We start from the raw sequence: 12,861 nt of genomic DNA, 5'->3' as shown, positions 1-12,861 counted from the left end.
GACGTCTCGCGATCCGATAGCTACCAGTATATATGGGAGTAGTTCCAACGGTCGATACACGACGCGGACGGCCGTCGTTTCCGAGTGCGAGAACAGTCGGCTACCGGCGGCGATCGGCCCCGTTAGCGTTCCATTTCGTGGCCATGCGTTGAGGAGCGCGCACCGGCGGCCGCGAAACCACTACCGGTTCTCGGAAACGTCCGAGATCGGAAACGTTAACTACTGACAGGAACGAACACCTAGTTGAGAGTGGTCCTTTCAGTCGCCGAGAGTAACTTTTAAAAGGCCCAAAGACAAGTTAACAAATGCCATGATAGATAGACTCGAGAAGGAAGTCGATATGCTGGAACGTCATCTCCAGGTCCTGAAGATGGTCATCGAGAACGAACCGATCGGGATCGTCAAAATGTCCAACGAGACGGGCTACCCCCACCACAAGGTTCGCTACTCGCTTCGGGTCCTCGAAGAGGAGAACCTGATCGAGCCCTCGAGTCAGGGCGCGATCAAGACCGAGCGCACCGCCGAGTTCGTCGACGAACTCGACGGCAAGATCGACGACATCGTCGACAAGCTCGACGGCATGAAGATCGAAGACGTCGCGGAGATCGAAGGGTAGTCTCTATCCGGTTCGGGCGTTGCCGCCCGTCCCCGCGATCGACAGCCGGTGCGGCACCGACTACTCATCTTATCGCCGTTTTCGGAGCCTCGAGCGCTTCGCTTCGCCGTCGTTATCGATCACGTGTTGGGCGCAGTGTAAACCGCTCGCGCGAGTCGAAACCGGAAAATCAGTCGCCCGTTCGACGGCCTACAGCTCCGGCACGTTCATGTGGAACCCGTCGGAGCGCGACTCGACCAGACAGAGGTGGTAGCCGTCCTTTCGCGAGAGGTTGACGTAACTCAGTTTCGAGCCGCGGCTGAGGAACCCGCCGGCGGTCGCCTGCTCGGCGACCTCGAGCGCGCCGGGCTCGAAGTAACTCGAGGTGACGGCGAACGCGGCCGCGAGATCCGGATAGTTCGCCTTGACCGCGGAGGCGGCCTCCTCTAACCCCTCGAGCATGCCCTTCGTGGCCGGCTCCCGGGAGTCGTTGAGGGTGACGAGGACTAACGGGTTCCCCATCTTGTCGAACGCGACGATGTCGAAGGTCACCTGATCGGGAACGTCCTCGGTGTCGTCGTCCTCGAGCGAGATGGTCGCGTCGAGTTCGGCCCGGTCGATGCGAGGAATGGCGTCGTAGAGGTCGGCCAGGCCGTTGGCGTTACCGGTGTCGCGGATCTCGTAGAGGACGACCGCGGTGAGCCAGTCGACGAACCGGAACTCCATCGACGACGGGAGGAAGTCCGCGTACGGCTCCCCGTCGACCGCGGCGTCGGCCGAGTCGAACTGGGTATGGTGTTCGAGCTGGAGGTTCGACGCGACCTCGCTGCGGTCGGCGTCGCCGTCGTGGGCCGTCTCGAGGGTCGGTTGACTCTTCGAAGCGTACCGCACGAAGAGGTTCGTCCCCGAGAGCGCCTGCTGGGCCGAGAGCCGAGTCCCGGCGTTCACCTCGGAGCCCGCGGCGTCGGCGTCGGATTCGCCGGTCCGCTCCCGTTCGCGTTCCAGTTCCGCCTCGAGCTCTTCGATTCGGGACTGGAGCCGTTCGACCGTCGAGGACAGTTCGTCGTTCGTCGACCGCAGCCGGTCGCGCTCGGCCTCGAGTTCCTCGGCCTTCGTCGCGAGGGCGTCGCGTTGCTCCCGTAGCTTCTCTATTTTCTCGGTGAGCGCGTCGATCCGTTGTCGCTTCTCCTCGGCGGCCTGCCCGTCGCCGGACGACTCCGACTGGGCCGCGGCCGCCTTCTGTTTGCGGGTTTCCGTCTGGGACCGCTCTTCGCGAGTCTCGGTCGATGCCGCGGTCGACGTCGTCGACTCCGCTGGCCGTTCCCCGTCGTTCGAGGCGGTCCGCGTCCCGTCCGATGTGGCGGCGGTCGCGGCGTCGGCCTTCGATGACGATGGGGACGATCGACTCGTCCGCGTGCGACGACCGCCTTCTCTCGAGTCCGTCTCGGCCGCCGGTTCGCTGTCGTCGGGATCGATCGACGGAATGCGTCGCGTCTCCCGCCACGCCTCCTCGCGCTCGAGTTGTTCGTCGAGATACCCCTCCTCGCCGTCAGCGGGAGCGTCCCCGGATTCGGCGGCGGGTTCCTCGGCCGTCGGCCGGTCCGCTGGATCGGTTTCTCCCTCCTCGTCGACCCAGGAGATATCGTTGCGCTCTAACTCCTCGGCCGCCGCCTCGACCTCTGCGAGGTTCGGACTCGACTCCGACGCCGCCCCGGTATCTGCGTCGGTCTCGGTTTCGGCCTCGGTCGCCGGTTCGTCGGCAGGGGTGACGTCGATACTCACTTCGGCCCCGCCGTCGGCCGAACTCGAAGCGGTGGTCGTCGCATCGCTCTCGTCGCCGGCTCCCGGCTCGACGTCGGTCTCGCCGGACTCGTCGGCCGGCGAGTCGCCGTCGGCGAGGCCATCAGTCGACGGCGCTGGCGCGTCGTCGGTCGCAGGTGCGGTCGTTCCGTCAGCGGTCGCTCGATCCTGCTGCACTCGCTCGATACTGTCCCGTTCTCGGTCGTCGACGTCTCCGTCGGACGGGGCCGACCCCGGAGAGGGATCGGAGTCAGTGGCCGGACCGGTATCGGGGGTCGGATCGGTATCGGAAGACGGGCTGGAATCGTCAGCGGGCGGATCGGTATCGGAAACCGAGCCGGAATCAGTAACAGACGGATCCGTATCGGTGATTCCGGCCGTGGTCGATTCCGGCTCCGTCGCAGCGTCGTCGGTGGTGGTGATCCCTGTTACTTCGCCCGTCAGATCGATTTCCCCCGTCAGCGACGACGGGTCGTCCGCAGCTTCGTCCTCGATCGGATCGGCCCCCGCTGCGTCCACGGCCTCGGTCGACTCAGTGCTCGAGACGTCGATGGGGTCGATCGCCGAACCCGACGTATCGACGACCGGTTCAGACCCGCTCTCGTCCCGATCAGACGCGTCCGAACCGATTGCGGACGCCGCCGGATCGGTCTCGGAGACGGATCCGGCCGCCGGACTCGAGTCAGGCTCGGCGGTCGTCTCGTCGGCGGGCCCGGTGTCACCGTCAGCGTCGGCCGTCCCCGGAACGTCGGTGACGTCGATCTCGACGTCCGTCACCTCGTAGATGCCGACTTCGTCGGCCGCTCGTTCGAAGGCCTCGTCGCCGGTGAGTAGCCGTTCGGCGTTGCCGATGTAGGCGGCGGCCATGCGGCGGCCGCCGTAGTAAACGGCGTAGTAGTCGCCGCTAAGTACGTTCTCGCTCAGTTCGATGTAGCCGGTGAACGAGCCGCTCTGGAGGGTGTCGTCGACCTCCCGGAGCGGCGTCTCGTTGGTGTAGTATTTCGCTCGCGTCTCGCCGCCGCGTTCCTCCATTGCACAGAGCAGGGGAAGCGACGGGTGGGGTGCCTCGTACTGCGTGCCCGAGGCGGTTTCGAAGTCTTCGATATCGCCGTCGACGATGCCGATAATACGGCCGTTGAGCATGAATAACCACGTGCCAACTGCCGACACGGCACCGGAGAAATCAGCGACAGCGAGATCGGAGAGACCATCGAACCCACCGTTGAACGGGCGGGAGTCCCACTCCTCGACGCGCTCTTGCGTGCGCGGGTCCATAGTTCAACAAGCGAGAACCACACTAAATACGTTTCGCCTAGATACTGTCTATATTTTTGACTCTGCGTCCTCGGCGAGTTCCTTCATTCGCTTGCCGATCCGACCGGCGCTCGAGAACTCGTCTTCGCTCATCGCGCTCGCGAGGGCGTTCCCGAGGACGAAGACGGCGTGTTTGTGTTCGCTCTTCGACTTGTGGACGTGCGAGGGATCGACGTCGAGTTGGCGGTAGGGGTCGAACAGCGTTTCGTCGACCTCCTCGCGGTCCGAGAAGTACTCCATGATGACGACGAGTTCTTCGTGGAGCTCGAGGAGTTCGTCTTTATGCATACACCCCGTTAGGGACGGTTTCGATTTAAGCGTTGTGTGGCCGACAGTCACAAAACGGAACTGGAGCGCTCAGCGGTTCGGTACGTCACGTTCGCTGTCGTTCCGACGGAGGAAGGTGATCGCGAGAACGAGGATCCAACCGCCGAACGCGACAGCAGCGACGAATTCGGGGACGGCGAACCAGGTGCCGGTGTCTGCCTCGCCGCCGAGCGACAGCAGCCACCCCAGCCAGGCGACGAGATGGACGTTCCCGAGCCAGAACGACGCGACCGCGAGCCGGCCGTCGCCGGCCAGCGCTGCCCCGGAGCCGTAGAGCCATCCCGCAAACGGAGCCACGCCGAAGACCGTCAGCGCCGCGAGCCCGTGCAGGCTCGTCTCGAGGTAGACCGCTGTGTGCTCGAGGAAGAAGATCCCGACGCCGATCTGTCCGACGACCGCCGTCGCGAGGAGGGCGATGCCGAGGCGCTCGAAGAGGTTGCGAGTCGCGAGCCAGCACCGCCAGGCGAAGGGCAGCCCCATTAGGCCGCCGACGATCAGCCCGCCGTTGAAGAGCGGAAAGGTCGGCGCACCGTAGCGGCCCATGTCCGAGAGAGCGCGGTCCTGCCAAGTGAACGTCTCGGGCGAGGCGACGATCGTCGCGAGCGTGATCGCGCCCAACGACACGATCGCACCGGCGATGCCGCAGTACGTCGCGATCCGTTTCGCATCGGTCATGGAACCGGTAGGGCCGACGTGTTGATTAACTTGACTGTATGGGCTGCGGGAACAAGAGGACGGATCTGCTTTCGACGAGACTGAACGAGTAGGGAGTCGAGGATCAGTCGGATATCCGGTCCCACCGCGCCGGTTCAGTCCGCGCCGGCGGGGACCGCGTCGCCGTCCGCATCCGCGTCCTCGCGGTGGTCGGCGGGGAACCACGCGAGTTCGTGGTCGGCGGTGACGCGGACGGCGACGCGCTCGTCAAGGTCGATCCGGTCGGAGTGGTTGTGCATGCACTCGATGGTTTCGCCGCCGTCGAGTTCCACCCGATAGAGGACCGTCGGGCCGAGATAGCGTCGGTAGACGACGCGGCCGTCGGCTTCCGACCCCTCGGCGGGAGCGGCCGTTACGTCGTCCGGGCGCACTAGCAGGTCGACGACGCTCCCGTCGTACTGGTGGGCCAGTCCGTGGACGTCGTCGCGGAGCACGCGACCGAGCGCAGTGTCGACGTGATCGCCGTGGACCTCGCCCGAGAGGAAACTGGCGTGACCGAGGAAGCCAGCGACGAACCGCGACTCGGGCTGCTGAAAGACCTGCTGGGGGGTGTCGATCTGTTCGATATCGCCGTCGTTCATCACGGCGACCCGGTCGGAGATCGACAGCGCCTCCTCCTGATCGTGCGTGACGGAAATCGCGGTGACGCCCGTCTCCTTGATGATCCGTCGGACCTCCTCGCGCATCTCGACGCGCAGATCCACGTCGAGGTTCGAGAACGGCTCGTCGAGCAACAGCATCTCCGGTTCGGGAGCCAGCGAACGCGCGAGCGCGATTCGCTGTTGTTGTCCGCCCGAGAGCTCGTCCGGGTAGTCCTCACCGTGGTCCGCGAGCCCGACGAGCTCGAGGAGTTCGCCGACGCGGGCGTCCCGATCGGCTTGGTCCCACTCTTGCAGGCCGAAGGCGACGTTCTCGTGAGCGGTCAGATGGGGAAAGAGCGCGAAGTCCTGAAACACGACGCCGACGCCGCGTTCCTCCGGCGGGACGAACCGACCGTCACCGGCGACGGTCTCGGCTTGAAGCCGAACCCGTCCGGCGTCGGGCTTCTCGAGGCCGGCGATCAGACGCAGCGTCGTGGTCTTCCCACAGCCGGACGGACCGAGCAGCGTCAGGATCTCACCGTCGCGGACGGACAGCGAGAGGTCGCCGATGACGTCCTCGCTGCCGAAGCGTTTCGCGATTCCGTCGAGTTCCAGGACCGTCTCCGTGGCCGTCGGTTCCCGGGCTTCGTCCTCGACCGTCGTGGTGAGTAGATCTCCGTTCGCCATGAATCGACTCCGGCGTCTGCCGGCGTACGTTCCCTTTAGGCGGGCCTAAAATACTTATAGCTGCCGGTCCGTTTCTGTCAGTAGGAGAAACTATCGAACGGAGACGGTTACAGCTCGACGCCGCTGGGGATCAAGCTGTGTTGGCGGAGCAGGCTTCCCTCGTCGTCGTAGACGAGAAACGTCCGCTTATCGTAGCTGACGAACTGGTCGCCATCGAGCGTGATCACGACCTCGTAGCGGCCCTCGTCGTCGGCGGCGTCCTCGCCGTAGCCCCGCGCCGCTCGGATGAACTGGAGGACGTCGTCGGCGTCCTCGTTGAGTTCGAGGATGAACTCGCCGGTGACGCGGTTGGTCACGCTCACTACCCCCGTGGTGTCGTCCCCGAGCGGTCCCTGCAAGCGAAGGGCCGCGTCCGTTTCACTCGCCTCGAGAACGTCTCCGTCGGGACCAGTGAGGCGCTCGCGAAGCATGGTCGCCGGGCCGGTGAAATCGATCGATACCGAGGGCTTCGCTGGCTCGCCGCCGGTTTCGACCCAGTCGATGTTGTTGACGTCTAACGTGAAGTGCTCGCGCCTCATTCCGTACCCGTCACTTCGGACTCCCGCGGTATGAACGTAACGCACGAAAAATCCGGCGAACGGACAGTTCGTCGGACGGACGGTTGCGATCGGTCGGGTCCGACTCCTCGAGCAGCCACCTCACCTCTGCGAACGCCGTCCGAACGCGCGGCGTCGATGGCAATGTAGAAACCCTTTAGTCCCCGACGCGGGAAGTGGAGTTGGGAAGCGCACGGCCGCAAATCTGACTGCGCCACCCCTCTCTTTCGGGTGGCTTGGGATTGCGGAAGTGCAGAGAGCCGATACTGTCGTTCGACAGTATACGAGCGGTCAGTGCGATTCCTATCCTCAACAATGGCACGAATGCACACCCGCCGTCGCGGCTCGTCCGGTTCGGACAAGCCGACGGCAGACGAACCGCCGGAGTGGAGCGACGTCGACCCCGAAGACATCGAAGACCGGGTCGTCGAACTAGCAGAGCAGGGCCACGAACCCAGCCAGATCGGAATGAAGCTGCGTGACGAAGGCGTCACCGGCACGCCCGTCCCGGACGTCAAGCTGGCGACCGGCAAGAAGATCACCGAGATCCTCGAGGAGAACGACGCGCGAGCGGACATCCCCGAGGACCTCTGGAACCTGATGGAACGCGCCGTGCGCCTGCGCGAGCACGTCCAACAGAACCAGCAGGACTACCAGAACAAGCGCGCCCTGCAGAACACCGAAGCGAAGGTCCGTCGCCTGGTCAAGTACTACCGCGGCGACGAGCTCGAGCCGGACTTCACGTACAATCCCGAGTTCGCGAAGGAACTCATCGAAGACGCCGAGTAACGTCAGATGTCCACCGAGGGTCGATCCGCCGAGCCGGCGTCCGCCACGAGCGCACTCGAGAGCGCCGGCTTCGTCCGCCTGATCGCCCGCGCTGACGGCGACGGGCTCGCTGCGAGCGGCCTCCTCGCGACGGCGCTTGCCGACCGCGAGACGCCGTTTCAGGTGACCGTCGGACGGACGGTCGCGGAGCGATCCGAACGCGCCCGTACACCGACGAACGAGGGCGACGTGACGGTCGTCATCGGCACCGCCGACGCGGCCGCCGATACCGACGAGACGATCCGACTCGCGGGGACCGACCGACCGGCGACCCTCGAGGCCGTCGACCTCGTCCGCGAACTCGGTGCGACGCCGGATCCGGTGCTCGCGATCGCCGGCGTCGTCGCCGGCGGGAGCGACCCCGGAGCGGGCGAGACCGAGTGGCTTCTCGAGAGCGCGCTCGAACGCGACCTCGTCGAGCAGCGGCCCGGCGTCGCGGTGCCGACCGCTGATCCGGTCGACGGGCTCGCGCATTCGACGCGAGTCCGCGCGCCGTGGTCGGGCGACCCCAACGCGACGCGCGAGGCACTTTCGGACGCCGTCGGGAGCGACCCCGACACGCTCGATGCGGACGACCGTCGCGCGATCGGCTCGCTGGTCGCACTCGATGTCGTCGGTGCCGAGGCGGCGACCGACGCCGCCGCAGAGACGGTTGGTCGGGTACTCCGACCGTACGCCACGCCCGAGCATGCCTTCGCGACGCTCGGTGGCATCGCCGACGTCCTCGAGGCGCTGGCCCGAACCCAGCCCGGCACGGGAACGGCACTCGCGATGGGACACGACGTCCGCGACCCCGCGCTCGAGGCGTGGCGTGAGCGCGGCCGCCGTGCCCACGCGGCGCTCGAGGCGGCGTCGACCGGCCGCTACGACGGGCTGTACGTCGTTGGCATCGACGACGGCCCTGTCGAGGCGGTCGCGGCGATCGCAGCGGCCTACCGGTCGCCGGAGCCGGCCGTCCTCGTCGTTTCCGACGGCGAGGCGGCGATCGCGACACGCGAGGCCGACCCCCTCGGTGCGACCGTCGAGGGCGTCGCTCGCGAACTCGAGGGTTCGGGGACGGACGCGGACGCAGACTCGGACTCGGAGACAGAGACGGATTCCGAGGCGACCGGCATCGAGTACGATGTCGGCCACCGGCGAGGCTACCTTCGATACGACCCTGACGTGGACGACTCGACAATCATCGCTGCAGCGAGGGACTTGCTATGAGCCGGCGAGCGACGATTCGGACGGACCACGAGGACGCAACGCTCGTCGCGCGGGCGCTCAGCCCGGACAACACCGACGAGATGACGACGACCGTCGAGCGCGACGGCGCTGGCGGCACAGCCGACGGCGACGACGACGACCGCTCAGGGACGGTCGTCACGCGGATCGACCGCGAGACGACCACTGGCCTGCAGTCGACGGTCGACGACTACGTCGTCAACCTCGCGGTCGCGATCGACGTCGCGTCGCAGGCGCGACCCGTACAGGACGACCGACCGACGGACACGGGACCTGTGTCCGATCACGATACCGACTCAGACACAACATACAATGAGTGAACGATCAGTTTCACGTGCGAAACAGGAAAAGCGGTGGTACACCGTTCTGGCACCCGAGCAGTTCGACCGCCAGGAACTCGGCGAAACCCCCGCTGACGAACCGGACAAAGTCTACGGCCGAACGCTCGAAACGACGCTCGGCGAACTCAACAACAACGCCAGCGAGAACAACACCAAGCTGACCTTCAAGATCACCGACGTCGGCAGCGACAGCGCGTACACGGAGTTCGTCGAACACTCCCTGACGCGGGACTACCTGCGCTCGCTGGTCCGCCGCGGTGCCTCGAAGATCGAGGCCTACGTCACCGTCCTCACGACGGACGACTACCGCGTCCAGATCCAGCCCGTCGCCTTTACGACCAAGAAGGCCGACGCGAGCCAGGAGAAGGCCATCCGCGAACGAATGGTCCAGATGATCGAGGAGGCCGCCGAGGAGCGGTCCTTCGAGGAACTCATCGACAGCGTCGTCGAAGGTCGTCTCTCCTCCGGCATTTACGGCGAGGCCAAGACGATCTACCCGCTTCGCCGAGTCGAGATCCAGAAGGCAACTCTCGAGGCCCACCCCGAGGAAGTCGCCGAAGAGGAAGCGACCGCGGTCGACGTCGACGAAGAGGACGTCTCCGCGGACTGATCGCAGTCGGCGATTCGATTCTCGCTGGACGCGATTCGTTCTTTTGCAGTACTAGTACTACAGACCCCGCTCGAACGAGCCGGTAGCGCGACGAGCCTCCGGTAGTTGGGGACAGATCGTTCGATCGGTGGTCGATCGTTCAGAGTTCGACGTCTTCCGCCGACTCGACGTCGAACCGAGTGACGTCCGGGTCCCCGGCGAGCAGGTCCGGTAGCGCCGCCGAGAACTCCTGAAAGTGGTCCGATTGCGCGTGCGCGCCGAACGCCGCCTCGTCCTCGTACTGCTCGAAGAAGCGCACGACGTTCGGATCGGCGACGTCCGTCGCGGCCCGATAGTCGAGTACGCCCGCTTCTTGCTGTGATTCGGCGACGAGGTCGTCGATCAGCTCGAGCCCCTCCTCGCGGCGGTCGGGATCGATCGGAAAACTCGCGTGGATGACGATCATTGCGCCGGAACCATTCGGCCGTCCGGGGATAAAACTGGCCCCGTAGCGGTCGAGCCGGCCGACGACCTACTCGACGACAATTTCGCCGACCATCTCGGCACCTTCGTGAGGGATACAGAAATACGCATAGGTGCCCGGCACCTCGAAGGTATGCTCGAACGTATCGCGTGTCCCGAGTCGGCCGCCGCGATCCTCCCAGGCCTCGTACGCGGCCGTCTGGCTCTCGTAGCCGCCGGACGCGAAGTACGCGGCCTCGTCCGGAATCATGCCCTCGTAGGCCGTGACGGTGTGGTCGGCCTCGCTCGTGTTCTTCCAGACGACCGTGTCGCCGACGGCGATCTCGTAGACGTCGGGCGTGAACTCGGTGCGGCTCATCCCGATGTGACAGTCCTCGCCGCGACAGGGATCGTCGTCGAACGCACTGAGCACGGACGAACACCCGGCCAAGCTCGCTGTGACGGCTGTTCCGACGGCGGCGAGACAGGCGCGCCGTTGCATACCGAATCCTACGCAGAGTCGCGGTATAACCGCCTCGGTTCAGTTCTCGAAAACCCGCCTGCGGAAACGAAAACACGTAAGGTAACTCCCCGTCGAATCCGGGCATATGCTTCCCCGGTTCGTCGGTCGGCTGGGCGTCGCCGACGCGGTGACGATCGCTAACGCCGCTCTGGGGTTCGTCGCGGTCGTCGTCGCGGTCGCCGACATCGATCTGGCCGCCCGCCTCATCCTCCTGGCGGCGATCGCGGACGGCCTCGACGGCATCCTCGCGCGCCGCTACGGCGGCACCGACGCCGGCCCCTATCTCGACTCGCTCGCCGACGTCGCCTCCTTCGCCGTCGCCCCCGCCGTCCTCTCGTTCGTCGTCGTCACCGACGGCCTCGAGATCGGGTTCGAATCGATCACGCCCCAACTCCTGCTCGTGACGGCGGTCTGTGCGCTATTCGTCGCCATGGCCGTCACTCGCCTGGGAATGTACACCGCCTACGATGTCGCCGGGAGCCATACCGAGGGGGTCCAGACGACGCTGGCCGCGACGGTACTCGGCGCGGCGATCCTCGCGGGCGAACCGAAGCCGTGGCTCGTCCTCGCTGTCACCGGCGCGTTCTGTTACCTGATGGTCTCGCGGATCCGGTACCCCGATCTGCTGGCTCGAGACGCCGCGATCATGGGCGTCGTCCACGCGCTCGCGATCCTCGTTCCCGATTTCGCCGGTCGGACGTTTCCCTACGCCCTCCTGACGCTCGGCCTGGCGTACATGACGTGCAGTCCCTGGTTGTACTGGGGCGACGCCGAACGAACCGGCGAGGTCGACGCGCATGGAAACGCTTAGGGCCGTGCTGACACGACCGTAGAGTATGTACACTGTCACGCGTCGGCGTCGTCCCGAGGTGGGACCATGAGCGAGGACGAGGCGAACGGTGACGACGCGGCCGCCGAAGAGGAAGCGGACGAGACGGAGTCCGTCGACCTCGAGGCCGTCCGTGAGCGACTCGAGGCCCTGGCAGCCGACCTCGAGGAGCTCGACTCGACCCTCGCGGCCGCCGAGACCGAAGACGACCTGGACGTCGTCGAGGCCGATCTCGAGTCGTTCCGGACCGAACTCGAGAGCGTCGAGGTGCCGGAGCCGCCCGAAACCGACGACGAGGACGAAGAAGACGAGGAACCCGCCCCCGAAGAGGAACTCCAGGAGGAGTACGACGAGATAGAGAGCGATCTCTCGGATCTGGAGTCCGATCTGGAGGACCAGCGCGGCCCCTACGGCGAGGACGTCGTGAGCGAGATCGACGACGCGAGCGGGACGATCACGAGCACCCGCTGGACCGAGGAGGGCAACGCCGAACTGATCGAGGCGATCGACGGCTTCCTCGACGAACTCAACGGTCTACTCGGAACGTCCGTCGCGCTGGTCGACGAGGGTGACGAGGTCGACGAGCAACTCGATGCGACCCTCGACGACGCGGCCGACGCCGTCGCGGACGCCGACCTCGACGCGGACGACGACGCCGAGACCATCGCCGGCCTGCTCGAGGCGACCGACGACCTCCAGAGCGAGATCGACGACGCGACCGAGTGGACGGACCTCGAGATCCGCGAACAGCTCCGCCGCGAGGGTTACTACGACGTGCTCGACCACGTCAAGGACTTCCCGCCGGAGTGGCACGCGCTCAAGGTCCACGAGAAGCAGGGCAACGTCGACCAGATCCTGCTCGCGCTCGAGACCTTCGACTCCGATTTCATGGAGGACCACTGCATGGAGGCCTTAGAGCGGATGGGCCCAGAGGAGGCCATCGATCCGATGCTCCAGAAGGCCAACCGCCGCGATCAGGCCGCCATGCGGATCCTCGGCAAAATCGGCGTCGACGACGAGGAGGTCGTCGACACGCTGGTCGATTACGTCGATTCCAACCCGAACCTCCAGCAGCCCGCGTTCCGGGCACTCGGCGAAATCGGTACCGCGGACGCGGTTGAACCGATCGCCCAGCAACTCGTCGCCGACGAGGCCGACGTCCGTAGCTGGGCCGCCCGCGCGCTCGGCCTCATCGGGGACACCCGCGCCATCGAGCCGCTCGCGGACGTCCTCGAGAACGACGACGCCGACCGCGTTCGCGCCAGCGCCGCGTGGGCGCTCAACCGCATCGGCACGCAGGAGGCCCTCGAGATCGTCGCCGACTACGACGACGACCGCGCCTACCTCGTCCAGGCCGAGGCCGAGAGCGTGGATCTCGAGCCCGCGGCCTGAGGATTGCGGTCAGGGATCCGTTCTCGCGAGTATTTTCCGCTCGGACGACGAGAGCG

Annotated in this window: 14 protein-coding genes; 7 read left to right on the top strand and 7 right to left on the bottom strand. The window is 66.0% G+C overall.

Annotated features, from left to right (window positions below; genetic code table 11):
- Positions 1-310 precede the first annotated feature (310 nt).
- Positions 311-616 (top strand): hypothetical protein, encoded by a 306-nt coding sequence (locus LDH66_RS14000; protein ID WP_006429686.1) that lies wholly within the window; start codon positions 311-313, stop codon positions 614-616.
- Between the two features lie 189 nt (positions 617-805).
- Here LDH66_RS14000 and LDH66_RS13995 read toward each other — a convergent pair whose 3' ends face one another.
- From LDH66_RS13995 to LDH66_RS13975, 5 genes are all read right to left on the bottom strand, one after another.
- Positions 806-3,670, bottom strand: coding sequence for a DUF7527 domain-containing protein (locus tag LDH66_RS13995; protein ID WP_226481687.1), 2,865 nt, complete (start codon positions 3,668-3,670; stop codon positions 806-808).
- A 48-nt stretch (positions 3,671-3,718) separates the two neighbouring features.
- Complete coding sequence (locus tag LDH66_RS13990; RefSeq protein WP_006186471.1) at positions 3,719-3,997, bottom strand: UPF0058 family protein; 279 nt, start codon at positions 3,995-3,997, stop codon at positions 3,719-3,721.
- Between the two features lie 69 nt (positions 3,998-4,066).
- Complete coding sequence (locus LDH66_RS13985; protein ID WP_226481686.1) at positions 4,067-4,711, bottom strand: DUF998 domain-containing protein; 645 nt, start codon at positions 4,709-4,711, stop codon at positions 4,067-4,069.
- Positions 4,712-4,845: 134 nt separating this feature from the next.
- Positions 4,846-6,018, bottom strand: coding sequence for an ABC transporter ATP-binding protein (locus LDH66_RS13980; RefSeq protein WP_226481685.1), 1,173 nt, complete (start codon positions 6,016-6,018; stop codon positions 4,846-4,848).
- Positions 6,019-6,125: 107 nt separating this feature from the next.
- Positions 6,126-6,596, bottom strand: coding sequence for a DUF5793 family protein (locus LDH66_RS13975; protein WP_226481684.1), 471 nt, complete (start codon positions 6,594-6,596; stop codon positions 6,126-6,128).
- Between the two features lie 333 nt (positions 6,597-6,929).
- Between LDH66_RS13975 and LDH66_RS13970 the strand changes: the two genes are divergently transcribed.
- From LDH66_RS13970 to LDH66_RS13955, 4 genes are read left to right on the top strand one after another with little or no spacing between them, the layout of a single operon-like run.
- Positions 6,930-7,403 carry a 30S ribosomal protein S15 gene (locus LDH66_RS13970; protein WP_226481683.1) on the top strand — a complete coding sequence of 158 codons (474 nt, stop codon included), beginning with the start codon at positions 6,930-6,932 and terminating at the stop codon, positions 7,401-7,403.
- A 6-nt stretch (positions 7,404-7,409) separates the two neighbouring features.
- Positions 7,410-8,651: an exonuclease gene (locus tag LDH66_RS13965; RefSeq protein WP_226481682.1), complete on the top strand. Its 1,242-nt coding sequence runs from the start codon at positions 7,410-7,412 to the stop codon at positions 8,649-8,651.
- Positions 8,648-8,989 carry a KEOPS complex subunit Pcc1 gene (locus tag LDH66_RS13960; protein ID WP_226481681.1) on the top strand — a complete coding sequence of 114 codons (342 nt, stop codon included), beginning with the start codon at positions 8,648-8,650 and terminating at the stop codon, positions 8,987-8,989. The genes LDH66_RS13965 and LDH66_RS13960 overlap by 4 nt, the downstream gene beginning before the upstream one ends.
- The gene (locus LDH66_RS13955; protein ID WP_226481680.1) at positions 8,982-9,620 is read left to right on the top strand and encodes a 30S ribosomal protein S3ae; all 639 of its coding nucleotides are present in this window, start codon (positions 8,982-8,984) and stop codon (positions 9,618-9,620) included. The genes LDH66_RS13960 and LDH66_RS13955 overlap by 8 nt, the downstream gene beginning before the upstream one ends.
- A gap of 139 nt (positions 9,621-9,759) precedes the next feature.
- Here LDH66_RS13955 and LDH66_RS13950 read toward each other — a convergent pair whose 3' ends face one another.
- Together LDH66_RS13950 and LDH66_RS13945 are read right to left on the bottom strand one after the other, a co-directional pair.
- Positions 9,760-10,065, bottom strand: a complete 306-nt coding sequence (locus LDH66_RS13950) for a putative quinol monooxygenase (RefSeq protein WP_226481679.1) — start codon at positions 10,063-10,065, stop codon at positions 9,760-9,762.
- 66 nt (positions 10,066-10,131) lie between these two features.
- Positions 10,132-10,563: a cupredoxin domain-containing protein gene (locus LDH66_RS13945; protein WP_226481678.1), complete on the bottom strand. Its 432-nt coding sequence runs from the start codon at positions 10,561-10,563 to the stop codon at positions 10,132-10,134.
- Positions 10,564-10,669: 106 nt separating this feature from the next.
- On the opposite strand from LDH66_RS13945, the gene LDH66_RS13940 reads away from it, so the two are divergent.
- Together LDH66_RS13940 and LDH66_RS13935 are read left to right on the top strand one after the other, a co-directional pair.
- Positions 10,670-11,395, top strand: coding sequence for a protein sorting system archaetidylserine synthase (locus tag LDH66_RS13940; RefSeq protein WP_226481677.1), 726 nt, complete (start codon positions 10,670-10,672; stop codon positions 11,393-11,395).
- A gap of 66 nt (positions 11,396-11,461) precedes the next feature.
- Positions 11,462-12,805, top strand: a complete 1,344-nt coding sequence (locus tag LDH66_RS13935; RefSeq protein WP_226481676.1) for a HEAT repeat domain-containing protein — start codon at positions 11,462-11,464, stop codon at positions 12,803-12,805.
- The last annotated feature ends 56 nt before the right edge of the window (positions 12,806-12,861 follow it).

It is taken from the genome of Natrinema amylolyticum (assembly GCF_020515625.1).
Lineage (GTDB): Archaea > Halobacteriota > Halobacteria > Halobacteriales > Natrialbaceae > Natrinema > Natrinema amylolyticum.
The sequence above is the reverse complement of the archived record's forward strand: the minus strand, read 5'-3'. Positions and strand labels throughout refer to the sequence as shown.